Raw genomic sequence first — 22,383 nt, forward strand, 5'->3', positions numbered from 1 at the left:
ATCGCTCTAGAGAGAGCGGACGCTGCCCCGGTACACGAGGGGCGCCTCTATGACGGAGACGATGGGTGGGGCCTTGGGATCGGCCTGACGCTGGTCCAGCACCTTGACGATCTCGTTCGCCAGGATCGCTTCATCCTGATGAAAGGTCGTAAGTCTGTAGGCGCCCCAGCGCGTGGCTGGAATGCCGTCGAAGCCGATGACCGAGAGATCCTCGGGAATCGACAGGTTCAGCACGTCCCGGGCATAGTCCATCAAGCCGAAGGCCATAAGATCGTTGACGCAGAACACCGCCTCGACATCATCCCCGGTTCCCAGCAGCAGCGAGGCCGCGGCCTGGCCGCCATCGTAGTCGGTATAGCCCGCCCGCTGCACCTTGACCGCGATGCCGTGCTTCGCGGCAGCGGCGACGAAGGCTTCCTCGCGTTCGACCAGGTTGGGACTGCCCACCGCCGACGTGACGAGGCCGAGATGGCGCATGCCCCGTGCGACGAAAACCTCGACGGCAATCTGCGCCGCGCGGGCATTGTCGATGCGGATGTGATCCGGACCGTGCTCAGTTCGTCCGACCACGATGAGCGGCTGGCCGTTGCGCTGCGCCAGCTCGACGAGGGACGAGGACGGCATGCCCGACAGCACGATGGTCGCCTCGGCCCGATAGCGCAGAAGAGTCGAATGCGCAGCCCTGACCTCATCCTCTTCGGAGCCGGTCGGAATGAGAACGGGCACGCTGCCGCGCTCCACGAGGCGCCGCGACAAGGCCGCGATTTGCTGCGTGCGGAACGGGCTTGCGGGATCGGATGCGACGAGCCCCACAAGCCGGCTGCGATTGGCGAGAAGACCGCGCGCCAGATCGTTGACTTCGTACCCGAGCTCCGCTGCCGCCTGCATCACCTTTTTACGGGTTTCGGGGGCGATGCTCGCCCCCGGCGTGAAGGCGCGCGATACGGCGGAACGGGATACGCCTGCGCGCTCCGCCACCTTGTGGGCGCTGATGAAACCCGGCTGGGCTTCCACGAGCTCGGTATCGATCTCCCGCATGGCGCGACTAATGCCCGACCTTGGAGAGCACATCCGACCTGAGGAATCTTTCGACCACGAACATGAAGGCAATGGACGGAACGAGCAGGATCAGAGCGGTGATCGAAGCGATCTGGTAATTGCCGCCGGAACTCGCCGTATAGAGCAGCAGCGGCAGGGTCGTCACGTCGGGCGCTCCGACGAAATAGGTGCCGGTGAACTCGTCGAGGGATTCCAGGAAGACGAAGATCGCGCTTGCTAGCAATCCCGGTGCTGCGATGGGCAGGGTCACATCCCAGAACCCGCGCAGGGCGCTGGCGCCCATGGAGCGCGCCGCTTCCTCAAGCTCCCTGTCGATGGCGGAAAACGCCGCCGTCGCGATCCAGACCGCGTAGACCAGGCCATGGGTGACGTGGACGAGAACGACGCCGAGAATCGTGCCGTTGAGACCGTATTGATAGAAGATGCGGGCGATGTTCACGTAAACCGGCAGATTCGGAAAAGCCTGCGGAATCAGCAGCGCCAGCAGGATCAGGCCACGGAACGGCAGGCGCAGACGCGCCAGTGCATAGCCTGCCGGAATGGCGAGGCCGAGCGACATGATGACCGTCAGAACCGCGATCAGAACGCTTGTGGCGAGCGAGCCCATGGCGTTGCCGCGAGGCGAGAAGACGCTGGCCCAGAACGAGAAGCCGTATTTCAGCGGCAGCACATGGGGGAAGTACCAGCGCTCCGCGACGGCCCAGAGAAGCAGGTTCACCAGAGGCCCGAAGATGATGAAGGCCAAAAGCCCAAGCCCGATGCCGCGCGGGATCCACTTCCAATCGAGTTGGATGCTCATCGGGCGTGCTCCCTCATGGTCTGGCGCAGATAGATGATGGCGGCCACGCTCGTCATGAGGAGCGAGATCAGACCCAGCGCATTGGCGACGCCGTAATCGCCGTGCGCATTGATGCGGAACGCCATGTTGGCGGTGATCATGGTGGGCGACTGGGCGTTGATCATGAGCGGGACGGAGAGCACCGACATCATGGTGACGAAACTGAGGATGAGGCCGACGAGAAGCGTCTGACGGACCTGCGGCAGAACGATCTCGATGAGGATGCGGACGCGCTTCGCGCCCAGGTTTCGCGCCGCCTCGATAGTGCTGCGGTCGATGGAGGCCATGGCGCCGGCGAGCAGCAGCGTCACGAACGGCGTCTGCTTCCACACGAAGGCGGTGACGATGCCGCGCCAATCGAGAAAGCTCACGGCGGCCAACGGCGTCATGATGCCGGCTTCGATGAAGATGTTGTTCATCAACCCGTTCTTGGCGAGGAACGTGCGCAGAACCTGGCCGACGACGATGAACGGAATGAAAAGCGGCCAGCGATAGATCCAGCGCAGGATCGCGACGGCCTTCGGGTTCGATCCGAGCGTGAGATAGCCGCCGATCATGATCGAGAACAGGCCGATGAGCGCAGACGACAGCAGCACGATGACGAGCGTGAACACCATGTCGCTGCTGTAGAGCTCGAACGACTTGATGAAATTGCCGAAGCCGAATGTGCCGCCGACATCGAAAGCGCCGGTGATGGAGCTGATGAGCGGAACGATGAAGAGAAGAAGGACGATCGCCAGCGCCGGAGCGACGAGCAAGAATCCAATCAACGGAATCGGCATGGCGGAAGAACTTCCATGAAACCGGCGGCTTTAGGCCGGTGACGCTTGATCCTGACAGGCAAGGTTGGCCGGGAGAGCATTCCCTCCAGGCCATGGTGCAATTGCTTAGTTGCTGACTTGGCGCTCGTAAGCCTCGAGAATCGCCTTGTTGTAGGGAGCGATCGGAAAAGGCTTGCCGTACTTGGCGAGTTCTTCAGGCGAAATGTCGGTGAAGAGCTGCTGCCAGGTATCCTTGTCGAGATTGGCCTGGACGTGCTGCGCATCGATGCCGGGATACCAGTTGAAGCGCTTGACGATGCCTTCGGCCTGCACCTTCGGGCTTGTGGCGAGCGCCACGAACTTCTGGGCTAGATCCGTGTTCGCGCTCTTGGCCGGGATCACGTAATGCATCGGCTGGCCGGGCATGCCGGGCGAGGGAAGAACGAGCTTCATCTCGGGCGGCAGCTGGCCCTTGGCCTTCCAGGAATAGAACATGTCCACCCAGACCGGCCCGATGGCGATCTCGCCGCGGCTGAGCATGTCGAGCGTACCGGCATTGCCCGGGGTCATCGTGGCGTTGCGGCTGAATTCCTTCAGCGAAGCGAAAGCCTTGTCCCAGTTCTTTTCCTGGCCCTCTTCGAAGGGGCCGTTCATGAGCTTCTGCGCATCGCCGCCGCCATAGGCATAAATCCAGCCCATGACGAAGCTGACGCCGGAAGCGCCGCCCTTGATGCCGTTATAGCCGAATTGCTTCGGGTTCTTCTTCGCGAACGCGACGAGCTCGTCATAGCTCTTGGGCGGATTGGGAACGAGAGCCGGGTTGTAGGCCAAAGCCGTCTGGCTGTTGAACATGGGCATGACGAAACCGTCCACGTTCGTGCCGAGAGCCATCTTGGCGTTCTCGCGCGTGACCATGGAGCCGCTCGGGATCTTGCTGCGATAGGATTCGAGGAATTTCTGCTCGACCATGGGTCCGGCGAACTTCTCGTGCACCACGGCAACGTCCGCGTCCCACTTGGCGACACCGGCTTTGCTCTGTGCCTCGAAGCGCTCGAGGATTTTCTGCGAGCCCGCATCGCCAGGGCCCGTGCCGACTACGCGCACCTTCGTGCCCGGATTTTCCTTCTCGAAGAGAGGTCCGAGATATTCATTCACGTAGTCGACCATGTTCTGGTCGCCCGCCGTAAGGACGGTGAGTTCCGCCGCAGTGAGCGGCGTGCAGAGCAGGCCCGTTGCGAGCGTGGCTGCGATGAATTTAGCCTTCATGTTTTCCTCCTTGGGGCGCGCCTTGCTGGCTGCGCCCAGACAATGATCGCCGGTGGTTTTGCCCACCGGTCTATTGTTTTGGGAACAGGAACAAAGCCGCCTCGGGAATGCGGATCGTAACGCGCTTGCCAATCTCGAAATTGCGCGGCGCGTCGACGATGATATGCGACGTGCCCACGACGATTACATGACGCCAGAGACCGCCCGGATAACTCGTCTGCTCGACGGTGCCGACCAGGGTCAGCCCGCCTTCGTCGCGCAGGAAGGGAGCGTTGTCCTTCGCCTCACTCAGCTCAACCGATTCTCCCCGGAAGCGGGCATTGATAGTGCCGGAGAGCTTGTGCCCTTGCGCGGACACGATCGCTGCGGAATTGAACAGACTTGCCGCGATCTCGATGCGCTCGCCACTCGTCGATCCGGAAAGTTCGAGCAGATTTTCGGCACCCATGAAGGCGGCCACGAAATCGGAGCCGGGCCGGTTATAGGCCTCCTCGGGCGTACCGACCTGCTCGATGGAGCCGTTGTTGAGAATGACGATCCGGTCGGCCATCACCATGGCCTCTTCACGGTCGTGCGTGACATGAACCGCCGTGATGCCGAGACGCCGCTGCAGTGCGCTGATTTCGTGCCGCACTGTCAGACGGATGCGCGCATCGAGATTGGATAGAGGCTCGTCGAGAAGAAGGATGTCGGGCTGGATCGCCAGAGCTCTTCCCAGCGCCACGCGCTGACGCTGTCCACCGGAGAGATTGGCGGGCTTGCGCGCGCCGAACGCATCGAGGCCCAGAAGCTTCTTGATCTCCGTGACGCGCGTTTCGATCTCCGCCTTGGGGAACTTCCTCAGCTTGAGGCCATAGCCGATATTCTGGTCGACATTCATATGCGGCCAGAGCGCGTAGGACTGGAACACCAGGGCCATGCCGCGCTTGTCCGGCGGCAGCCGGGTCACGTCCCGCCCATCGACGCGAATCGCACCGGAGGTCGGAATGTTGAACCCTGCAATGCTGCGCAAAAGAGTCGTCTTCCCGCAGCCCGAAGAGCCGAGAAGAGCGACGAACTCACCTTTCTTGACGGCGAGGTTCACCCCTTTAAGGACTTCTTGCTGTCCATAGCGAACACGGGCATCTGCCACTTCGAGAAAGGCGCTCAATGTTTCCTGCTCCTCAGCCTGGACCCTCTTCGGGGCGTGGTTGCACAGGCGTGCAAAGATTATGATCAGCTTCCAATGCGCCACGCAAGCGGGGCTAGACTAAGGTCTGATGACGTAGGTTTTGTGAAAGTGCCGATGCGGAGAGCACCGCAAGGCCTCAAGTCTGAGAAACAGATTTGAGGGCGAGTTCCGTCCCCAACGACAGACAGCCTTGTGTGCCGACAGGGGTCATCCCATCTAGGGACGGCGGGTTATTGCCCCGCTTGCCACCCGATTCCTTCCCTTACGAAGCTTCCAGATCATCAATGGACCACAATCCTGAAAAGCCCTCGGCGGCCCGGTCGGCCGTCCTCAGGCCGCTACCGGCCCTCATCTTCAGCTCCCGCTGGCTGCAGCTGCCGCTCTATCTCGGACTGATCGTTGCCCAGTGCGTCTATGTCTTCCTGTTCCTGAAGGAGCTGGTGCATCTCGTCATGCATGCCGGTGAGTTCAGCGAGATGCAGATCATGCTGGTGGTCCTCGGCCTCATCGACGTGGTGATGATCTCAAACCTGCTCGTCATGGTCATCGTCGGCGGCTACGAGACCTTCGTGTCGCGCCTCAACCTGCAAGGCCACCCGGACCAGCCGGAATGGCTGAGCCACGTCAATGCCGGCATTCTCAAGGTGAAGCTGGCAATGGCGATCATCGGCATCTCGTCGATCCATCTGCTGCGGACATTCATCGAAGCCGGTTACGTTGGCACCGCGAGAAGCACCTACACGGAGACGGGAATCATTCTCCAGACGGTGATCCACTCGGTCTTTATCCTATCGGCGATTGGCATCGCCTATGTGGATCGCATGTCTTCACAGGCCGAACATCACCATTGATCATCAATAAGCAGGATGAGATCGGCTCTCATCCTGCCAGCCTCTATTCGGCAGCCGAGGACCGAGCCTCAACCGGGCCGTGCTGCTTCATGGTCCGCTTCCGCGAGAACCGCAGGACGATGGCTCTCAGCGTCACGTAGAAGACAGGCGTCAGGAACAATCCGAAAAAGGTCACGCCGATCATGCCGGCGAAGACCGCCTTGCCCAGGGCCTGCCTCATCTCCGCGCCGGGGCCGGTCGCGATCACCAGACGTAAGCGACACGCCTCCACCACGGCCTCGATGGGCGTCTTGCCCTCCATCTCCGCCTGCTTGGCGAACTCGACAATGAGAATGGCGTTCTTCGCCGCCAAGCCGACAAGGACCACAAGGCCGATCTGGGTCAGGATGTTGTTGTCCTGCCCGCGCAGCATCACGCCGATCAGGGCGGACAGTACACCCATGGGCACGATGAGAATGATGGCGATGGGCAGGGACCAGCTCTCATATTGTGCCGCGAGCACGAGAAACACGAAGAGCACGGACAGCGCGAAGATGAACACCGCCGTGTTGCCGGTCTGCCGCTCCTGAAAAGCGATTTCCGTTCATTCGAATCCGACGCCGGGAGACTGGGCCTCCCGGATCAGCTGCTCCATCGTGTCGAGAGCTGTGCCCAACGACACGCCGGGAGCTGCACTCCCCTGCAATGGCCCGATTCGCACGGGCTTGAAATGAACTATGTTCTTCTCATCGACCACGTAGACCACACGCCGGTCCTGATCGCTGCCGATTGCCTCGTTAGGGAGAAGAATGCCCTTGTAGGAATCGGATGCGCCGACCGTGACGCGGCCGAACAGGCCGGGCGTGAGAAAAAGGTCCTTGTTGTCGAACACGGCGCGCAGGCGGATGGTGCCGCTTGCCGCATCGAGCCTGTTGTCCACGAAATCGAGCTGTCCCTTCCGCTGCCCGAGGCGCTCTTCCGTCAAGGTAAGCGTGACCTCGTTGGATTCGCCTTCGACCGTGGTTCTCGTTCCGCCCTGCGACTGGCGCGAGAAGGCCAGGAAGGAGCGCTCATCCACGTCGAAATAGAACTGGATCGGATCGAGGGAGAGCACATTCGTGAGGATGGTCTGGTTCGCGTTGACCAGATTGCCCTCCGAGACGAGCTTGCGGGAAATCTTGCCCGCCAGGGGTGACCTGATCTCGGTAAATTCCACATCGAGCTGCGCCTGCCGCAGCGCGGCCTGGGCCCGGTCCAGCTCGGCCTTCGCCGTCAGGAACGATTGGCGCCGCTGGTCGAAGAGCTGATCGGTGATGTTGCCCGTGCGGCGCAATTGCTCGGCGCGGCCCAGATCGCTCTGCGCGAATTCCAGCGCCACCTGTGAGGATGTGACGGCGGCCTGCGCCTGTTCGAGTGCATTCTTGTAGGGACGCGGGTCGATGGTAAAGAGCAGATCGCCTGCCTTGACGAAGGCGCCATCCTGGAAATGGACCTTGTCGAGATAGCCAGAGACGCGGGATCGGATATCGACCTGGTTGATCGCCTCGAAGCGCCCGATGAAGTCGGTGCGCTCGATGATGTCCTTGACCACGGGCTTCGCGACGGTCACCGGCGGAGGCCCCTGCGGAGGACCGCCCTGCGCAAGGCTCGCAGGAATAGCGGCCGGCCACAGAATGGCGCTGAGGGCGAACGCGAACAGGAGAAGGCGCATGCGAAACTCCCAATCGGCAGGATCGGTCGGGAACGACCGGTTTCTACTCATGCCCCTCTGCGAGTTTTGTCCGCATTGTTGTGATGTTCTGGACGGCTGTCGAAAAGGTCAGGAAACGACACAGGTCCGTACGCTTCGACGAAGCCAGATGCCTTGGCCGAATCTTTCGATGAAACACTAACCGCGCGCCGGTTCTTCATTCCGTTCGGGTCATCATAGTGAGCAATGCACGGCCCGTCACTAGCCCTGTCGGTCAGGCAAGCGAGGAAGATATTCTACTCGCATGCCCTAGCCGATAGGACGCCGCTGTGTTCTAATCCGCGCGTGGCCCATTCTGCCGAGCCGAGCTGACAGGAGGCCGTCATTCGGTCGAACCTGCGCGCGGATAACCCGTTCCGAGAGACGGAGCCCCTCATCAACATCCCCAGCCGCCTTCTGGAAGGCGACCTTGTCGCCGCATTGATGCGCCGTCACGAAGTTGCTGCGGAGCGGCTGATCGGATGGCTGCGCGTGGCCATCGGCCTCTGTGTCTTTGTGACGGTCATCGCGGCCGACCGCATTCTGCTTTACCTGACCGATGTGTCGCTCGGCCTGTTCGAGCATAATGCCTGGATCGCCTCGCTCGGCTTCCTGATTGTCGGCGCGGCCAGCATCGTGCTCGCCGATCCTCAACGCTGGCGCCATGGTTTCGCTTATCTCTTCATGGTCCTGGATGTCGGGCTCGTGCTCGTCATCGCATATCTCGCCACCAGCGAGCGCGGATTGCCGGGCAATGCCCTGCCCTCCGCTCCGATTGCCTGGGCCATTCCGCTGATCCTGGCCGTCGGTGCACTGCGCTATGACGTCAAGGTGCAGCTCTGCGCCATCGGCCTCCTGGCATTCGGTTTGATCGGGATCGCCGTCGATCTCGGCCACCGCCTTGTCATGGATGACACCGGGGAATTTCCCGAGTGGCACAGGCTCTTCTCGATGCCGATCAACGTGATGCGGTTCGAACTGCTGATCCTGGCCGGTGCCGCCACGGCCTTCGGCATCGTCCGCTCGCGGCGGCTCCTGTCGTCCGCGGTCAAGGATGCGGTCGGCCGCGCCAGCCTTGCACGCTTCCTCCCCGCCGAGATCGCGCCTCGCGTGGCGGCGGGCGACGCGGATCTGCGCCGGGGACGCCGCCAGAGAGCCGTCATCGTCTTCGTCGATATCCGCGACTCGACCGGCATGGCCGAGGGTATGGACCCCGAACGCCTGTCGCAATTCTTCACCGCTTTCCGAACCCGCATCCTGGCTTGCGTGCGGGCGCATCACGGCTTCGTCGACAAGTTCATCGGCGACGGTGCGCTGATTCTGTTCGGGGTGCCGGACGAGGGAAGCGATGATTCAGGACGCGCCCTCGCATTCGCCCATGACCTCGTGCGGATCGTCGAGGCCTGGAATGCCACACGGGAGCTGCCTCATACCGTGCGGATCGGAATCGGCATCCATGTCGGCGATGTCTTCTGCGGCATCGTTGGCGACGAGGAGCGCATGGAATTCACGGTGCTTGGCGACGCGGTCAATGTCGCCTCGCGGCTCGAACAGGCCACGAAGCGCTATGGCGAGGTGATCCTGGCCTCCGGCCCCGTGGTCGAGGGCTCACTGGAGCGCGCAGCATGGCGGGAGATCGGGCGCGAGCCTCTGGCCGGACGCAAGGAACCGATCGCGATCTTCGCCCCTACGGCTTCCCTCGCGGTTGAGAGGATCGAGCCCTGACCGGCGCTATGGTGGAGCAATGTCCACCGTGATAAACTTCAGGCTTGTTTTCGCCACGAGTTCGACACCGCCCAGCTTTGCAGGAGATCGGCTCAATGAAGACTGTCACTTCCCTCTTCCGTAGCGAGCTCCATGCCATAACCGCCGCGCAGCGCCTGGAACAGGCCGGCATCCCGAGAGCTCAAATCGACATCTGGTCAACGCCGCACAATCTGGCTCCTCTCCTGGAGGACGATGGTCTGTCGCGGGCCGATGCCTACGCCTACACCGAGGGCGTGATCCGTGGCGGCACCGTTGTCATCGTAAAGTGCGGCGCACCGCATATCGATGAGGTCGTAAGCATCCTGGACCAGGAGGGCGTGCTCGATCTCAACGAGCAGCAGGGCTTGTGGCGCGCGGAAGGATGGGAGGGGGCCAAGATGGCCGGCGTCGACCGAGCCGATGAGATTCCTCACGGCCGGGTTCGTATTCATGGTCAGCCGATGGATCCCGGCGCCGAATAAGGCGGCGACCTCGCCCTGTCATGGCGCCGTCAGTTGCCGCTTGATCGCCTGCGTAATCCATTCATCGCGGGAAACGCCGCCCCGCTTTGCGGCCTGATCGATCTGGGTCAGCAGTTCCGGCGCCAGGGTGGTCTGCACGAGAACGTCCACCTCATCCGTTTCCGACGGCATATAGGCCAAGCCTGTCACCTGCTGCGCGAATCGTCGGACCCGGTTCGTCTTCTGCGCATCCGAGAGTGAAGTATCGGCTGCGACAAGCGGGCAATAAGCGCCGACCAGATGATCGACGATCATGGAAGGCTTCAGGCCGCTCTTGCGCAGGTCCGTCATGAGCTCTCCAAGCCGCTTGCCCGCATCGGCATCCGTAGCGCCGGCATAAAGGCCGTCGATCGCCTGAGTCTTGCCAGTCGTGGTCACCGTAGATGTATCTGGACAGGTGAAGGCTGCGGCATGAGCGGGCGGCATGAACGCGCCTCCGGTTCCGCAGATCAAGGCGAAGAGCAAGGCCTGTCTGATGGTCATCATACCCTCCGACAGCGTACGGCAGAACGTTCACAGGAAAGCCGAGATGGGTCAAACCCTAAGAGCTTTTGCTCTTCAAAAGCGCCTGCTCAGGAACCGGAGAGGTACGCCGGGTGAGCGGTGTCTCCTCCATCGTCAAGACAGGCTGGCTTGAACAGGGCCGGCCTTGGACGATAGCGGCTCCTTTCAACTGCCAAGCCCGATTTTGGGCCGGGTCGCAGCTTTGCCGGACCGATCAGATTCCATGCATCGGCAAACGCCATCCGGAGCAAACCATCGTCCTTCCGAGTTCTGTAGGGAGGAGGACGGAGAGTATGGATCATCCCTTCGTGCGCAAACTCCGCCATGGCGCGCGGCTGACCCGTGAGGACGAGGTGATCCTGACGCGTCTGGCCCAGCCGGTTCGCACCGTCAGTGCACGGGGAGACATCATTCCGGAGGGCAGCTCGTCGCGCTTCCTGCCATTGATCGTCGAAGGCTGGGCCTGCCGCTACAGGCTTCTGCCGAACGGCAAACGGCAGATCATCTCGCTCTTCATTCCAGGCGATCTTTGCGAGCCCTTCGGCGTGCTGCCGCGCTTCATGGACCAACCGCTTGCGGCACTCACACCCGTCACTGCTGCCCTTGTGCCCCTGAGCGCTATCGGCAGCCTCGTGCGGCACAACCCGCGCATCAACGAGGCCTTCTGGTGGGACTTGCTGGTTGCATCGACAATCGAGCGCGAACATGTGGTCAGCCTGGGACGGCGGACGGCGACCGAGCGATTGGGATACCTGTTCTGCGAGCTGCATCTTCGCCTGGAAATGGTTGGCCTCGTCAACGGGCTCAGCTTCGATATGCCCGTCACGCAGGCCGATCTCGGCGATGTGCTCGGGCTGTCGACGGTGCATGTCAACCGCTCCCTTCAGGAGCTGAGATTGACGGGCTTGATCTCGCTGCGAGGCCGCAGCTTAACTCTTCAGAACCTAGAGGGATTGCGGGAACTCTCGTTCTTCGACGCGGACTACCTTCACACGAGTATTCTGTTTCATTCTGAACCGATGGCAGGGCGGATCGTTGATCCGCGCGAGTGACGAGGCAACTTATGGCAGAAGACATCACTGCGGTGGCCCGCATCGCCGAGCTTGAAGCAGACAACCGGCGTCTGCGTCATCTCCTTGACCAGCGGGACGCACCGGGGGAACTCCGGCATCGGCTGCGCAACACGGTGGCGATGCTGCGCACGATCATCCGCAGGTCCGCCGCGACCAACCGCGATCTCGATGCCTATGTGGGCCATCTGGAGGACCGCCTCGATACCCTCGTGCGCATCCAGGCCACCGCAGACGCGCGCGGGTTTGTCGAGCTTCACACGCTTCTCTCCGACGAACTCTTCCACTATGGGGCATCGGAAGGGGACCGCGTGCTGCTCTCCGGACCCGACGTGAATCTGCAGCCCAAGGCGGGGCAGATTCTTGCGCTGGCGGTGCATGAGCTTGCCGTGAATGCGATCGAGCACGGGGCTCTCGGCAGCAGCACCGGACGGATCGAAATCAGCTGGAGCATTTCAGGCGAAGCCCCCAATGCTTCACTGTCGCTTGTCTGGAAGGAATGGGACGTGGCGGCCATTGCCGAGCCATCCCGCCATGGGTTCGGGACGGAAGTGCTCACGCGGACGCTTCTTTACGAACTCAAGGCCGACACGTCGCTGACATTCGAGACCGATGGGCTGCGCTGCACGATCCGCTTCCCCCTTTCGGAGCGGATCGGGACAGCTGCAGAATCCTAGGCTTTTTTCATCCTAGGCCTTCCTGCAATGGTCTTTCGCCTCAGGCGAAAAGTGTCCGTGCAACCTTGCACGGATCGACCGGCTTTTCGCAGCGCGTGATGTGCCTGTATCGCTCCGGAACCGAAGCTCTGTCGTAGCCTGTCGCGAAGACGAAAGGGACGCCTCGGGCCAGCAGCGCATCCGCCACGGGATAGGCCATCTCGCCCTGCAGATTCACGTCGAGAATCGCCCCATCGAGATCTTCGGTCTCACCGATCAGGCCGAGGGCATCGTCGATGCTCGCCGCCGGCCCTACGACCTGCGCATCCTGTGCCTCGAAAGCCCGAACCAGATCGTCCGCAATGAAATACTCGTCCTCGACAATAAGAACCTTTCGTCTCGCCAGGATCTCGGATCCGGTCATCACTGTCTCCTGTGTTGCCGTTCACGCTTATCCAAAGGCATATCAATCGAGCAACGCACCCCATCCGCATTCAGTTCATACGAGGTCCTGGCGCCGAGCGTGTGGGGCAGCGCCCGCTCTATCAGCTCACGGCCATATCCACGCCGGGCAGAATCGGCTTCGCTCGTCAATGCGGTGCCGCTTTCCACCCATTCCAGCCGGAGGCGGCAACCTTCACCGTTTCCATCCTCGACCAGCCAGGCAACCCGAAGCCGCCCGCGCTTGGTCGCCAGTGCGCCGTGCTTGCGTGCATTCGTGGCAAGCTCGTGCAGCGCCAGGGCCAGGGTTTGAACGACCGAAGGGCGGATGGGTACCGGCGGTCCGACAATCTCGATCCGGTCCCCGGCCTCTTGCAAGACACCGAGGGCGTCGAGTTCCATGCGCACCAGCGTCTCGATCGTGATCGGCCCCTCGTCGGAGTGTGAGAACAATCCCTGCACGCGGGCGAGGGCCGCTAGGCGATCATAGAACTGCTCCCGGAATTCCTCGCTCGGACCGGTCATCGCCATCGTCTGCTGTGCGATGGAGCGGACCACCGCGATCAGGTTGCGGGTGCGGTGCTGGAGCTCCGCCACCATAACCTTCAGCCGCTCCTCGCTCTCCCGCAAGGCCTCCTCGGAACGCTTGCGCTCCGTGATGTCCTGACCGATCTTCAGATATCCGACCGGCAGGCCCTTGGCGTCGCGCAGAAGCCGCGTCGAACCGGATATAAAGACGCGCGCACCGTCGATCCGGCGATGCCAGCGCACATTCGGGGCGTGACCTTTCTCGCGCGCCTCCCTCCGCTCATGTTCCGGATCGCCTTTCGAGATGTATTCAGGCAGAAAGGTCATGTCCATGCTGCGGCCCACCATCTCGTCGGGCGTACCGCCGAGCACCGCCTGGGCGCCGGGCGGCCATTCCGTGATGATGCCGTTCAGGTCCGTGGTGAAGATCGCGTAGTCGCGCGCGCTTTCGACGATCAGACGGAACCGCTCCTCGCTCTCACGCAGCTTGGCCTGGGCGATCTCCTCCTGCAATCGCAGGACCTCGTCCTGTGCCTGCTTCCATTCGGTGATGTCCTTCGTGGTGGTGGCCACTCCATCGCCAAGCTTCACGACGGATTGATAGAACCATCCGTCGAACTGCTCGTGAATGTAGTACCGCTCGGCCTGCCCCGGCTCGCCAGTCTCAGTCACTCGCTTGAACGTATCGAATATTTCTTCCTGAACGACACCAGGGTTGCGTGTGAGCAGGCTTTCCCCCTCGACTTTGCCGTACCTGCTTTCGGATGTGTGGTTATTCAGAACCCAGCGAAAATCGACGATCTCGCCTGAACCGTTACGGATCGCCTCGAACACCTGGATCATGTCGGTCGAGGCGTCCATGGTCGCCTGAAGCAGGTCGCGGTTCGCCTTCAGCTCCGCCGTGCGTTCCCTAACCTGCCGCTCGAGTTCGCCACGATGCCGTTCCTCCGCCTCGCGCAATTTGGCCTCGACCTCTCGCTTCGCCGTGACATCGCTGCCGGCGCCGAACCATTCGGCGATCTCTCCGTCCGGTCCGAGGATCGGCACCGCGCGAGATAGAACCCAACCGACCCCGCCATCGGCGAGCCGGACGCGATGCTCCAGTTCGAACAGCGATTTGGTTCGGATGGCCCGATCGATGGCGGCAAAGATCTCGGGCTGGTCTTCCGGCAGGAGATAGGTGTCTGCCCAGTTCTCGACCGGACTGGTCGTATCGGCCAGAAAATCACGGCCTTCGAGCTGGTGCATGTGCCTCCAGTCTGCGCTCATGCGATACATCATGTAGGCACCGGCCGTGGCGAGGGCACGAAACCGGCTCTCGCTCTCGCGCCGCGCCATCTCGGCCCGGGCGCGCTCGACAGCGGCCCAGGTGCGCTGAGCCGTCTCCTCGATGGAGGCTATGTCCCGGGTCCAATCCCGCGGCTCTGTGTCGGCCACGGCCAGCGCGGAAATCAACGTCCCGTCTTTCATGATCGGGACGGCGATGACCGAGCGCATGCCGCGAGAACCCCACTGCGCGCGCGATGCCTCGCTGAAGATCGGGGAATTCAGGGTGTCGTGAATGACCGTCGTGCGCCCTGCGCTTAACTCCTGGAGAATGCCGAACGATGCAACCGGACAGGAGCCCACCAGACTTGGTTCGTCCCCACGCCGGTAATCCGCGCGCACGATCATGTGCGCAACGTCGGCGTCGAATTCGCCGTAATACACCCAGCCGGCTTCGAGGTTTTCGCCGAGAAGCCGCAGGGCTTCTTCCTGGATCTGCACCGGGTCGGCGATTGCGCGCAGCGCATCCGAGAGCTTGAGCAGGAAGGCCTGCCGCTCCTCGTTCTCGCGGAGCCGGAGAGCGGTTCGGACACGCTCGGTAGTCTCGAATACGCTGACCAGCACGCCGGCGACCCGGTCCCCATCATCCCGAAGAGCACCGTAGGTCAGCGTGAACCAGGCATCCTCCAGCCGGCCGGAACGGATGATGGGAAAGAGTGCATCCTCGAAGGTCAGCGTCTCGCCGGCCCAGACCCGCTCATAGATCGGCTTGTTGATGTGCCAGACTTCCGGCCAACATTCCCGCGTCGGTTGACCCAGGCCCGCCGGATGCTTGAAGCCCATCAGGTCGCGGTAGCGGTCATTGTAGATCTGGACGAGATCCTCCCCCCAGAGCGCGATGGTGGGAAAGCCCGACGAGAGGAGAATGTCGATCGCCGTCCGCAGCGATTGCGGCCACGCCTCAACTGGCCCGAGAGGCGTCGCGGTCCAGTCATGCGCACGGATGCGCCGGGCCATCTCGCCATCGCCCTCAGGCCATACTCTCCCTTGTGGTACCGCTTCATCCCTCATGAGACCGCGCTCAAGCGTTCGACCTTGGAGATAACGCCCGATCGCTCTTAAGGTGCTTGCAATCGGGTGTCCTGTCTTGCGGGGCCGCGGCAATGTCGTGCCGCAGGCGATTTCGCTCCCGTGGTCACGAAAGCATCAACCGCGCCGCGCTGCCTCGATCACGGCGACATCGATCTTCCTCATGTCCATCATCGCCTCGAAGGCCCGCTTGGCTTGATCGCCGCCGGCTGCCAATGCCTCCGTCAGGACTCGTGGCGTGATTTGCCAAGATATACCCCACTTGTCCTTGCACCAGCCGCACGCGCTTTCCTGGCCTCCATTGCCGACGATGGCATTCCAGTAGCGATCGGTCTCCTCCTGATCGTCGGTGGCGATCTGGAACGAGAAGGCTTCGTCATGCTTGAACGCGGGACCTCCGTTGAGGCCGAGACAGGGAATTCCGGCAACCGTGAATTCGACCGTCAGGACGTCACCTTGCTTGCCGGACGGATAATCACCGGGGGCACGATGCACGGCAAGAACCGCGCTGTCGGGAAAGGTCTCGGAATAGAACCGTGCGGCAGCCTCGGCATCCTTGTCGTACCAGAGGCAGATCGTATTCTTTGCCATTGTGCATCCCTTTTGCTTTGATACCTGCAGGCGGACTCCTTTCCCACCATACAGCCTCTGACCTCGATTGATATCATCGATAGTCAAGATCAGGATGCTGCTCATCCGGTGAGGTCGGGAACCTTTCGGCGCCTCCCTGCATCCAAAAATGGACATGGCAGGTGCCCGATGCCGAGCACAACAGCAACGCTTTCCGATCTCTCAGCTCTGGATGACGAAGGTCTCGTCTCGCAGGCCAGGGGAGGCAATCCCGATGCCTTCAGGATCATCATGCAGCGCCATAACCGCCGCCTCTATCGCGTGGCCCGCGGGGTCACGGGCAATGACATCGAAGCCGAAGATGTGGTCCAGGAGAGCTATCTGCAGGCATTCGCGCATCTCGATGCCTTTCGAGGCGAGGCCCGCCTGTCGACATGGTTGACGCGCATCGCTCTCAATGAAGCCTTGGGGCGGTTGCGGCGCCGCAAGGATATCGTCGAGCTGAGCCAGTGGGAGCGGATGGAAGGCACTCAAGCGCAGATCCTGCCGTTCGCGCAGACTCACGCCTCGCAGGACCCGGAAGCCGAGGCAGGCCGGGCACAATTGCGCCGGATCGTGGAGCAGGCGGTCGACGAATTGCCGGAAACTTTCAGGTCGGTGTTCATCATGCGCGAGCTCGAGGACATGAGCGTCGAGGAAACCGCCTCGCATCTCGGCATCCGCCCTGAGACGGTGAAGACACGGCTCCACCGCGCCCGGCGGCTGTTGCAGAAGGCGCTTCAGGCCCGCTTCGTGGCAACGGTGAAGGATGCCTTCCCCTTCGATGGACTTCGCTGCAACCGGGTTACGCAGCACGTCATGCAAAGGCTGGAGCTTTAAAAAATTCACGCGCCGGATCTTTGTTGCTGCGCAGCGGGAACCTTCTGAGGGTTGCTGCATCCAATGCACCGGCATGTCCGTCACCAACCAAGGGAGATCACGATGACTAAGCTTCGCATGACACTGTTGGGTGCCTGCCTTTGCCTCGTCCCTTACGGCGCGATGGCTCAAGGAGCCGCCAAGCTCACGGACCCTCAGATCGCCCATATCGCCTACACGGCCGGACAGATCGACATCCAAGCGGCCGAACTCGCTCTCAAGCAATCCAAGAACAAGGAAGTTCGGGCCTTCGCCAACGACATGGTCCGCGACCACAAGGCGGTGAATGAAAAAGCGCTCGCCCTGGTGAAGAAGCTGAACGTCAAGCCGGAGGACAACGACACCAGCCGCTCGCTCATGCAGCAGGCCGAGGCGAAGCGCAAAGAGCTCAACGCACTGAAGGGAGCGGCCTTCGACAAAGCCTATGCCCAGAACGAGGTTGCCTACCATCAGCAGGTCAACGGCGCCCTTCAGAACACCCTGATTCCAGGCGCAAGCAATGGCGATTTGAAGGACCTGCTTTCGACCGGGCTCAAGATCTTCCAGGGCCACGAGCAGCACGCCGAACACCTCGTCAAGAGCCTGCCCGCCCGGACCGGTGCTTTGACTGAATAAAAAAGAGAACGACCGATGCGCAAACTTGCCATTCTGGTTGCGGTTGCGTTGGGAATGCCAGGCAGCCCGGCATTTCCGGTCGGCACCACGCAGCCGATCCTCATGAAGGGAATCGCCTATGAGCCGAAGCAAGTCACGGTGCATGTCGGCGATACCGTGGAATGGGACAACCAGGATATCGTGGCGCATACTGCAACCGCCAAGGACAGGAGTTGGGAGGTCGACATCCGGCCGGGGAAAAACGGGCGAATGGCCATGAACGCGATCGGGCGCATCGACTACATCTGCCGCTATCACCCTAACATGACAGGCACCATCATTGTGGAACCCTGATAGGTATCGACGGATCCCCGGACCAAGATCGAACGATAATGCCTCAAGAGTAACCAAGGACCGACATCGAAAAGTCGATCCGGACCCCGTGCGCACCGCTCGGGCAACCTGAAGTCGCTGTTTTTTGTTGGAATTCTTCGTGCATCAATCCCTTAGAGAAGGGATGGTACCAGGAGCGGATTGATACAATCCCCTCCTTTAACAAGTAAAATCAAAAAGCTTACGAGCTCCCGACTGGAAGTGTTTGCGACACTCCCTTGGACCGCCGCTGTGTCATGGGAAGCGGCAATGGTCGGTAAGGTCTCCCCCCTCCATGGATCAGCAAAGAACCTTTCCATATTCATCGACACTATAAGCTGGCCAGCGTCGAGGCGTTTGGGCTGGCGGCATGGCCGCAGGCGGATCGATCCGAGGGCCCGCCGGTCTATCATATTGAAGACGTTCGCGCGGAGCCGAACAAGCTGTCAGGAACAGCAATGTGCCTAGCGCAAGTGTTTTTGCCAGAATCATCAGCGGATCCTCCTGAATATCTAAGCCGAAGCGGAGCCGCCCGCACGAAGACGCTCCTGGATGGACAGGAGTTGGCTTCGCAGAACCTCCGTCGGCGCAGTACCCAGGACGACGCCCGCCTCCTCGACCACCACGGACGGAATGGAGCGAATGCCGAGGCTGCGTGCCTTGGCTCTGTCTTCCTCGACCTTCTGGCGGGTATAGGCGCTGTGGAGATCGCATTCGAAGCGCGGCATGTCGAGGCCGATCTCCCGGGCCACGTCGGTGATCACGCCTGCATCGCCGATATTGCGGTTCTCGGTCAGGTGAGCCCGCTGCACAGCATCGAACATGTCCCAATGCGCGGCCTGCCCGCCTTGGATCTCGGCAGCCTTGCAACCGAGCGTTCCGATCATGCCGGACGGATACTCGAAGGTCTGCTTCCACATGCCTTCGACATTGATGCGGCTCTTGTCGTCATCCGCCTCTCGGCAACGCTCCCAGTGACCAAGGATCTCCCGCTTCGCGCGCTCCAGCGAACCCCAGGCGCGCACCATTTCCTCGCGGGAATCCTGCAGCACGAAGCTGCGGTGGCGGATTTCGAGCGGCAGTTCCTGGCTGAGCTTGCGCAGGCGCGGTGCGATGACGAAGCACCAGCCGCAGACGACATCGTGATAGAAATCGATTCTGATGACGGGATTGGACATGGTCGAACTCCGAATTGTCGAGAGAATGATTAGGCGCGTTTCTGCGCTGAATTGACGATGATGACGCCTGCCGCGATGGTGGCGCTCGCGACCCAGATCCAGATCGAATAGGTTTCGCGAAAAACGAGTGCGCCGGAGGCAAGGCCGACCGCCGTCGCCACATAGCCGATCTGGCTGACATAGACCGGCCCCGCAGCTTTCTGCAGGCGCATGAACATGAGGAACTGAAGCGCATTCAGCGCCGCCTGGACAAGAGCCAACACCGGGGTTGCAGCAAGACTCAGGATTTCTTCCGCGCGGCCCTTAAAGATGACAATGAGCAGAACCCACCCGCTGCCCGCCAGCATCGTTCCCGCCGACAGAGCAAGCGGCGACGAGCCCACGGGCCAGAAGCGCGTGCGAAAGATATTGCCTGCCGCAACCGATGCCGGAATGGTGAGAGCCAACAGCATCCAGCCGTAAAGATCGGGCGACGGCAGGCTGCTGCGCTGGCTGACGATCATGACAGCACCGGCAAAGCCAAGCGCGATGCCGATGCTGCGACGGAATCCCGGTTTTTCTATTCCCAGAACAGCCGCGAAGGTCAATGTGAGGATCGGCGGCAGGGTATAGACCACCGATGACAAACCGACGCCGAGATGCGGCATGACACTGAAGAGAACAAAGTTGGGAAGGCCCATCGAGAGCAGGCCCGCACCGGCATAGTAGCTGAGGTGCGACCGCGACAGGGGGACGATCTGTCTACGCAGCAGAGTCGTCACAAACAGAATCAGCCCTCCGCCCAGCATCATGGAAAGCGTCCACGCCAACGGGGCGACACCTGCCTGCCCAGCCATCCGGCCGAGTGGGAACATCGCGCCGAACACACAGCCCGTGGCGATCAGCAGGGCAATGGCGCCGGAATTGCGAGAAGCGGAAGGCGACAAGGGAGCGGCGACGGCAGTCATTGCGCGTTCCTTCACTGCTGGGCCTGTTGAGGGACACGGGCGTCATGAACGACCTTTCCCCCAACCACCGTCATCACTGGCTTGATGTGACGAATGCGGTCTTCGGGCACGCTCATGTAATCCTCGGACAGCACCACGAAATCGGCGAGCTTGCCTTTCTCAAGCGTTCCGAGATCGTTCTCGGAGAAGAGCAGGTAAGCATTCGAACGGGTATGGGCGATCAATGCGTCTTTGCGCGACAGGGGTGGCCGGGTGACGAGAGCACCATCGAGAGCTTTTCCGGTGACAGCCCACCAGAGCGTCACAAACGGATTGTAGACATTCGCCATGACGGAATCGGAACCAATTCCCCATGGGATCCCACTTTTGTTAACGAGGCCGAGAGGCGGCATGCCGAGCGATTCCTCGCCGAGGGCGCGAAGGCGGCGGAGCCCGAAAACGACAGGGCGGCTGTGCAGCGCCACCATCATGCCCAACGGCTTCATGCGCTTGAGCGATGCTTCCGAAATCGTATCGCCGTGCTCGATGGTCCAGCGCAGATGCGCAACGGGGGTGTCCTTTGCGATCTTCTCGATGAGGTCGAGGTGCTGGGAGATCGTGACGTCGCTTTCCGCATGGATGCGCATCGGCCATCCGGCTTTGGCCAGGGCGCGCAGAATTTTCTCGAATTCGTCGAGATGGACCGGAAGAGGAGAGCCCGGCTGACCGATGGAATCGAAGACCGGCATGTAAATCAATTCGCCCGCGCCGATCAGGCGAAAATGGGCAGAACCTGACAAGGGCTTCATCTCGCGCAATTCGCGCGCGAACGCCTCTTTGCCGCGCGAACCGTTGTCATTGCGGAACCAGCGGGTGTGAAACACGCGAATGGGGAGCTTGCCCGCTGTCGCGAGCGTGGCGAACGGCGTGTAATCCTCATCCCGGATTCCAAAGCCACCCATGTCGAAGATGGATGTAAGACCAACTGCGGCGTGGTCGCGCATGACGGCCTCGGCGCCGGCTAAGGACTTCTCCGCCGTCTTGGGCGGGAGCTTGCGCATGACGAAATCCATGGCACGGCCGGCAATGGCACCGAGCGGAAGTCCATCCTCGCCCGCAGGCATCTCACCTGTTTCAGCGAAGATGTGGCTTGCAGGCCCCATCAACCCGGCGGCCTTCGCAGCAGTGAGGTTGATATAGCCATGGCTATACATGTGCTGGAGATAGACCGGATGATGGGGAGCCGCCTCGTCCAATTCCGCTCGGGTAAACACGCGCCCATCGCCGAATTGCGCATCCGTGAACCCGCCCTGGCTGTAGATCCAATGCCCTTTCGGCGTGATCGCCGCCTTGCGGCGAATACGCTCGAGCGCTTCTTCGCGCGTTGCCGCCCCATCGAGGCGAACCTCTTCAGCCCAGCTGGCCGCTGCACGAATGACATGGACGTGGTTGTCGATCAGCCCCGGGATGACAGTCCGGCCTTCGAGATCGACGGTCTGGGCATCGGGCCCTGCCGCCGCCGTCACCTCCGCTTCGGAGCCGACGGCGAGAAGACGGTCGCCGCGCACCGCCAGCGCCTGCGCGGTGCCGAACGCCGCATCGACGGTCAGCACTTTGGCATTGCGGTAGAGAACGGTCTTCTCCTTGCCAGAATCAGCCGAGGCTGAAGCAGCCGCGAGGACGGCAAGGCATCCGATCAATGCGCGGCGCATGGCGTTTAAGCCCGGAGCTTCTTGGCGATCTGGGCCACGTGCTTGCCTTGGAAACGGGCACCGGCGAGATCGATCTGGCTGGGCTGACGCGCGCCATCATTGCCGGTCAGCGTGGTTGCGCCGTAGGGCGAGCCGCCCTTCACCTCCTCGATGCCCATCTGATCCGCGAAGCTGTAGGGCAGGCCGACCACCACCATGCCGTGGTGGAACAGGGTCGTGTGGAAGGAGGTGATGGTGGTTTCCTGGCCTCCGTGCTGATTGGCGGAGGACGTGAAGACAGAACCGACCTTGCCGATTAACTTTCCCTGCGCCCACAGACCGCCGGTCTGGTCGAGGAAGTTGCGCATCTGCGCGGCCATGTTTCCGAAACGGGTCGGCGTGCCGAAGATGATGGCGTCGTAATCGGCGAGCTCGTTGGGCGATGCAATCGGTGCAGCCTGATCGAGCTTTGCGCCCGCCGCGCGAGCGACGTCATCGGACATAAGCTCGGGAACGCGTTTCAGAACGACTTCGGCGCCATCGACGGAGCGCACGCCCTCGGCTACGGCGGATGCCATGGCTTCGATATGGCCATAGGTGGAATAGTAAAGAACGAGAACTTTGGCCATCGCTGGATCCTCAACTGCAAAGATGCACGA

At 61.7% G+C, this 22,383-nt stretch carries 21 protein-coding genes and 2 pseudogenes; 8 read left to right on the plus strand and 15 right to left on the minus strand.

Annotated elements, in window-relative coordinates; all coding sequences use genetic code 11:
• Positions 1-6: 6 nt before the first annotated feature.
• The 5 genes from AB4Y85_RS08925 to AB4Y85_RS08945 all read right to left on the minus strand — a co-directional run bounded on the left by AB4Y85_RS08925 (position 7) and on the right by AB4Y85_RS08945 (position 5,074).
• Complete coding sequence (locus AB4Y85_RS08925; RefSeq protein WP_441984525.1) at positions 7-1,038, minus strand: LacI family DNA-binding transcriptional regulator; 1,032 nt, start codon at positions 1,036-1,038, stop codon at positions 7-9.
• A 7-nt stretch (positions 1,039-1,045) separates the two neighbouring features.
• The gene (locus tag AB4Y85_RS08930; RefSeq protein WP_441984526.1) at positions 1,046-1,858 is read right to left on the minus strand and encodes an ABC transporter permease; all 813 of its coding nucleotides are present in this window, start codon (positions 1,856-1,858) and stop codon (positions 1,046-1,048) included.
• The gene (locus tag AB4Y85_RS08935) at positions 1,855-2,679 is read right to left on the minus strand and encodes an ABC transporter permease (protein ID WP_441984527.1); all 825 of its coding nucleotides are present in this window, start codon (positions 2,677-2,679) and stop codon (positions 1,855-1,857) included. Before AB4Y85_RS08935 ends, AB4Y85_RS08930 begins: the two co-directional genes overlap by 4 nt.
• Before the next feature lie 105 nt (positions 2,680-2,784).
• Positions 2,785-3,924, minus strand: coding sequence for an ABC transporter substrate-binding protein (locus AB4Y85_RS08940; protein WP_441984528.1), 1,140 nt, complete (start codon positions 3,922-3,924; stop codon positions 2,785-2,787).
• Between the two features lie 70 nt (positions 3,925-3,994).
• The gene (locus AB4Y85_RS08945) at positions 3,995-5,074 is read right to left on the minus strand and encodes an ABC transporter ATP-binding protein (RefSeq protein ID WP_441984529.1); all 1,080 of its coding nucleotides are present in this window, start codon (positions 5,072-5,074) and stop codon (positions 3,995-3,997) included.
• A 305-nt stretch (positions 5,075-5,379) separates the two neighbouring features.
• On the opposite strand from AB4Y85_RS08945, the gene AB4Y85_RS08950 reads away from it, so the two are divergent.
• Complete coding sequence (locus tag AB4Y85_RS08950) at positions 5,380-5,946, plus strand: TIGR00645 family protein (RefSeq protein ID WP_441984530.1); 567 nt, start codon at positions 5,380-5,382, stop codon at positions 5,944-5,946.
• 43 nt (positions 5,947-5,989) lie between these two features.
• Here the strand turns inward: AB4Y85_RS08950 and AB4Y85_RS08955 are convergent.
• A pseudogene (locus AB4Y85_RS08955) lies at positions 5,990-6,634 on the minus strand (efflux RND transporter permease subunit); the annotation flags it as partial.
• 48 nt (positions 6,635-6,682) lie between these two features.
• Positions 6,683-7,687, minus strand: a pseudogene (locus AB4Y85_RS08960) (efflux RND transporter periplasmic adaptor subunit); the annotation flags it as partial.
• A gap of 411 nt (positions 7,688-8,098) precedes the next feature.
• Between AB4Y85_RS08960 and AB4Y85_RS08965 the strand changes: the two are divergent.
• Together AB4Y85_RS08965 and AB4Y85_RS08970 are read left to right on the plus strand one after the other, a co-directional pair.
• A complete protein-coding gene (locus AB4Y85_RS08965) occupies positions 8,099-9,379 on the plus strand; it encodes an adenylate/guanylate cyclase domain-containing protein (RefSeq protein WP_441984531.1) in 1,281 nt (426 codons plus the stop codon).
• A gap of 95 nt (positions 9,380-9,474) precedes the next feature.
• Positions 9,475-9,882, plus strand: a complete 408-nt coding sequence (locus AB4Y85_RS08970) for a hypothetical protein (protein ID WP_441984532.1) — start codon at positions 9,475-9,477, stop codon at positions 9,880-9,882.
• Between the two features lie 18 nt (positions 9,883-9,900).
• On the opposite strand, the gene AB4Y85_RS08975 is transcribed toward AB4Y85_RS08970, so the two are convergent.
• Positions 9,901-10,404 carry a CopG family transcriptional regulator gene (locus AB4Y85_RS08975; RefSeq protein ID WP_441984533.1) on the minus strand — a complete coding sequence of 168 codons (504 nt, stop codon included), beginning with the start codon at positions 10,402-10,404 and terminating at the stop codon, positions 9,901-9,903.
• Positions 10,405-10,718: 314 nt separating this feature from the next.
• Here AB4Y85_RS08975 and AB4Y85_RS08980 point away from each other — a divergent pair, with 314 nt between their 5' ends.
• Positions 10,719-11,477 (plus strand): Crp/Fnr family transcriptional regulator, encoded by a 759-nt coding sequence (locus tag AB4Y85_RS08980; protein WP_441984534.1) that lies wholly within the window; start codon positions 10,719-10,721, stop codon positions 11,475-11,477.
• An 11-nt stretch (positions 11,478-11,488) separates the two neighbouring features.
• On the plus strand, positions 11,489-12,172 hold the full coding sequence (locus AB4Y85_RS08985) for an HWE histidine kinase domain-containing protein (RefSeq protein WP_441984535.1): 684 nt from the start codon (positions 11,489-11,491) through the stop codon (positions 12,170-12,172).
• Between the two features lie 40 nt (positions 12,173-12,212).
• On the opposite strand, the gene AB4Y85_RS08990 is transcribed toward AB4Y85_RS08985, so the two are convergent.
• The 3 genes from AB4Y85_RS08990 to AB4Y85_RS09000 all read right to left on the minus strand — a co-directional run bounded on the left by AB4Y85_RS08990 (position 12,213) and on the right by AB4Y85_RS09000 (position 16,066).
• Positions 12,213-12,578 (minus strand): response regulator, encoded by a 366-nt coding sequence (locus AB4Y85_RS08990; RefSeq protein WP_441984536.1) that lies wholly within the window; start codon positions 12,576-12,578, stop codon positions 12,213-12,215.
• Entirely contained in the window at positions 12,575-15,403 is a 2,829-nt protein-coding gene (locus tag AB4Y85_RS08995) for a PAS domain S-box protein (protein ID WP_441984537.1), read from the minus strand. Before AB4Y85_RS08995 ends, AB4Y85_RS08990 begins: the two co-directional genes overlap by 4 nt.
• Before the next feature lie 189 nt (positions 15,404-15,592).
• Positions 15,593-16,066 carry a VOC family protein gene (locus AB4Y85_RS09000; protein ID WP_441984538.1) on the minus strand — a complete coding sequence of 158 codons (474 nt, stop codon included), beginning with the start codon at positions 16,064-16,066 and terminating at the stop codon, positions 15,593-15,595.
• A 168-nt stretch (positions 16,067-16,234) separates the two neighbouring features.
• Here AB4Y85_RS09000 and AB4Y85_RS09005 point away from each other — a divergent pair, with 168 nt between their 5' ends.
• The 3 genes from AB4Y85_RS09005 (at position 16,235) to AB4Y85_RS09015 (ending at position 17,911) form a co-directional block, all read left to right on the plus strand.
• Positions 16,235-16,924 (plus strand): RNA polymerase sigma factor, encoded by a 690-nt coding sequence (locus AB4Y85_RS09005; protein ID WP_441984539.1) that lies wholly within the window; start codon positions 16,235-16,237, stop codon positions 16,922-16,924.
• Positions 16,925-17,026: 102 nt separating this feature from the next.
• Positions 17,027-17,578 (plus strand): DUF4142 domain-containing protein, encoded by a 552-nt coding sequence (locus AB4Y85_RS09010; protein ID WP_441984540.1) that lies wholly within the window; start codon positions 17,027-17,029, stop codon positions 17,576-17,578.
• A gap of 15 nt (positions 17,579-17,593) precedes the next feature.
• Positions 17,594-17,911, plus strand: coding sequence for a cupredoxin domain-containing protein (locus AB4Y85_RS09015; RefSeq protein WP_441984541.1), 318 nt, complete (start codon positions 17,594-17,596; stop codon positions 17,909-17,911).
• Positions 17,912-18,441: 530 nt separating this feature from the next.
• Here AB4Y85_RS09015 and AB4Y85_RS09020 read toward each other — a convergent pair.
• From AB4Y85_RS09020 to wrbA, 4 genes are read right to left on the minus strand one after another with little or no spacing between them, the layout of a single operon-like run.
• Positions 18,442-19,107 carry a DsbA family oxidoreductase gene (locus AB4Y85_RS09020; protein WP_441984542.1) on the minus strand — a complete coding sequence of 222 codons (666 nt, stop codon included), beginning with the start codon at positions 19,105-19,107 and terminating at the stop codon, positions 18,442-18,444.
• Between the two features lie 29 nt (positions 19,108-19,136).
• Positions 19,137-20,054 carry a DMT family transporter gene (locus tag AB4Y85_RS09025; protein ID WP_441984543.1) on the minus strand — a complete coding sequence of 306 codons (918 nt, stop codon included), beginning with the start codon at positions 20,052-20,054 and terminating at the stop codon, positions 19,137-19,139.
• An 11-nt stretch (positions 20,055-20,065) separates the two neighbouring features.
• Positions 20,066-21,745 carry an amidohydrolase gene (locus AB4Y85_RS09030; protein ID WP_441984544.1) on the minus strand — a complete coding sequence of 560 codons (1,680 nt, stop codon included), beginning with the start codon at positions 21,743-21,745 and terminating at the stop codon, positions 20,066-20,068.
• A gap of 5 nt (positions 21,746-21,750) precedes the next feature.
• Positions 21,751-22,353, minus strand: a complete 603-nt coding sequence (gene wrbA, locus AB4Y85_RS09035) for an NAD(P)H:quinone oxidoreductase (protein WP_441984545.1) — start codon at positions 22,351-22,353, stop codon at positions 21,751-21,753.
• Positions 22,354-22,383 lie beyond the last annotated feature (30 nt).

It is taken from the genome of Microvirga sp. 2YAF29, assembly GCF_052114605.1.
Taxonomy (GTDB): Bacteria; Pseudomonadota; Alphaproteobacteria; order Rhizobiales; family Beijerinckiaceae; genus Microvirga.

What these genes read in the sequence shown, in the direction of transcription:
- AB4Y85_RS09015 (WP_441984541.1), top strand. Translation starts at nt 17,594, where the DNA reads ATGCGCAAACTTGCCATTCTGGTTGCGGTTGCGTTGGGAATGCCAGGC.
- AB4Y85_RS09020 (WP_441984542.1), bottom strand. Translation starts at nt 19,107, where the DNA reads ATGTCCAATCCCGTCATCAGAATCGATTTCTATCACGATGTCGTCTGC.
- AB4Y85_RS09030 (WP_441984544.1), bottom strand. Translation starts at nt 21,745, where the DNA reads ATGCGCCGCGCATTGATCGGATGCCTTGCCGTCCTCGCGGCTGCTTCA.
- AB4Y85_RS08940 (WP_441984528.1), bottom strand. Translation starts at nt 3,924, where the DNA reads ATGAAGGCTAAATTCATCGCAGCCACGCTCGCAACGGGCCTGCTCTGC.
- wrbA (WP_441984545.1), bottom strand. Translation starts at nt 22,353, where the DNA reads ATGGCCAAAGTTCTCGTTCTTTACTATTCCACCTATGGCCATATCGAA.
- AB4Y85_RS08980 (WP_441984534.1), top strand. Translation starts at nt 10,719, where the DNA reads ATGGATCATCCCTTCGTGCGCAAACTCCGCCATGGCGCGCGGCTGACC.
- AB4Y85_RS08975 (WP_441984533.1), bottom strand. Translation starts at nt 10,404, where the DNA reads ATGACCATCAGACAGGCCTTGCTCTTCGCCTTGATCTGCGGAACCGGA.
- AB4Y85_RS09000 (WP_441984538.1), bottom strand. Translation starts at nt 16,066, where the DNA reads ATGGCAAAGAATACGATCTGCCTCTGGTACGACAAGGATGCCGAGGCT.
- AB4Y85_RS08995 (WP_441984537.1), bottom strand. Translation starts at nt 15,403, where the DNA reads ATGGCCCGGCGCATCCGTGCGCATGACTGGACCGCGACGCCTCTCGGG.
- AB4Y85_RS08985 (WP_441984535.1), top strand. Translation starts at nt 11,489, where the DNA reads ATGGCAGAAGACATCACTGCGGTGGCCCGCATCGCCGAGCTTGAAGCA.
- AB4Y85_RS08950 (WP_441984530.1), top strand. Translation starts at nt 5,380, where the DNA reads ATGGACCACAATCCTGAAAAGCCCTCGGCGGCCCGGTCGGCCGTCCTC.
- AB4Y85_RS08965 (WP_441984531.1), top strand. Translation starts at nt 8,099, where the DNA reads ATGCGCCGTCACGAAGTTGCTGCGGAGCGGCTGATCGGATGGCTGCGC.
- AB4Y85_RS08925 (WP_441984525.1), bottom strand. Translation starts at nt 1,038, where the DNA reads ATGCGGGAGATCGATACCGAGCTCGTGGAAGCCCAGCCGGGTTTCATC.
- AB4Y85_RS09010 (WP_441984540.1), top strand. Translation starts at nt 17,027, where the DNA reads ATGACTAAGCTTCGCATGACACTGTTGGGTGCCTGCCTTTGCCTCGTC.
- AB4Y85_RS08970 (WP_441984532.1), top strand. Translation starts at nt 9,475, where the DNA reads ATGAAGACTGTCACTTCCCTCTTCCGTAGCGAGCTCCATGCCATAACC.
- AB4Y85_RS09025 (WP_441984543.1), bottom strand. Translation starts at nt 20,054, where the DNA reads ATGACTGCCGTCGCCGCTCCCTTGTCGCCTTCCGCTTCTCGCAATTCC.
- AB4Y85_RS09005 (WP_441984539.1), top strand. Translation starts at nt 16,235, where the DNA reads ATGCCGAGCACAACAGCAACGCTTTCCGATCTCTCAGCTCTGGATGAC.
- AB4Y85_RS08935 (WP_441984527.1), bottom strand. Translation starts at nt 2,679, where the DNA reads ATGCCGATTCCGTTGATTGGATTCTTGCTCGTCGCTCCGGCGCTGGCG.
- AB4Y85_RS08930 (WP_441984526.1), bottom strand. Translation starts at nt 1,858, where the DNA reads ATGAGCATCCAACTCGATTGGAAGTGGATCCCGCGCGGCATCGGGCTT.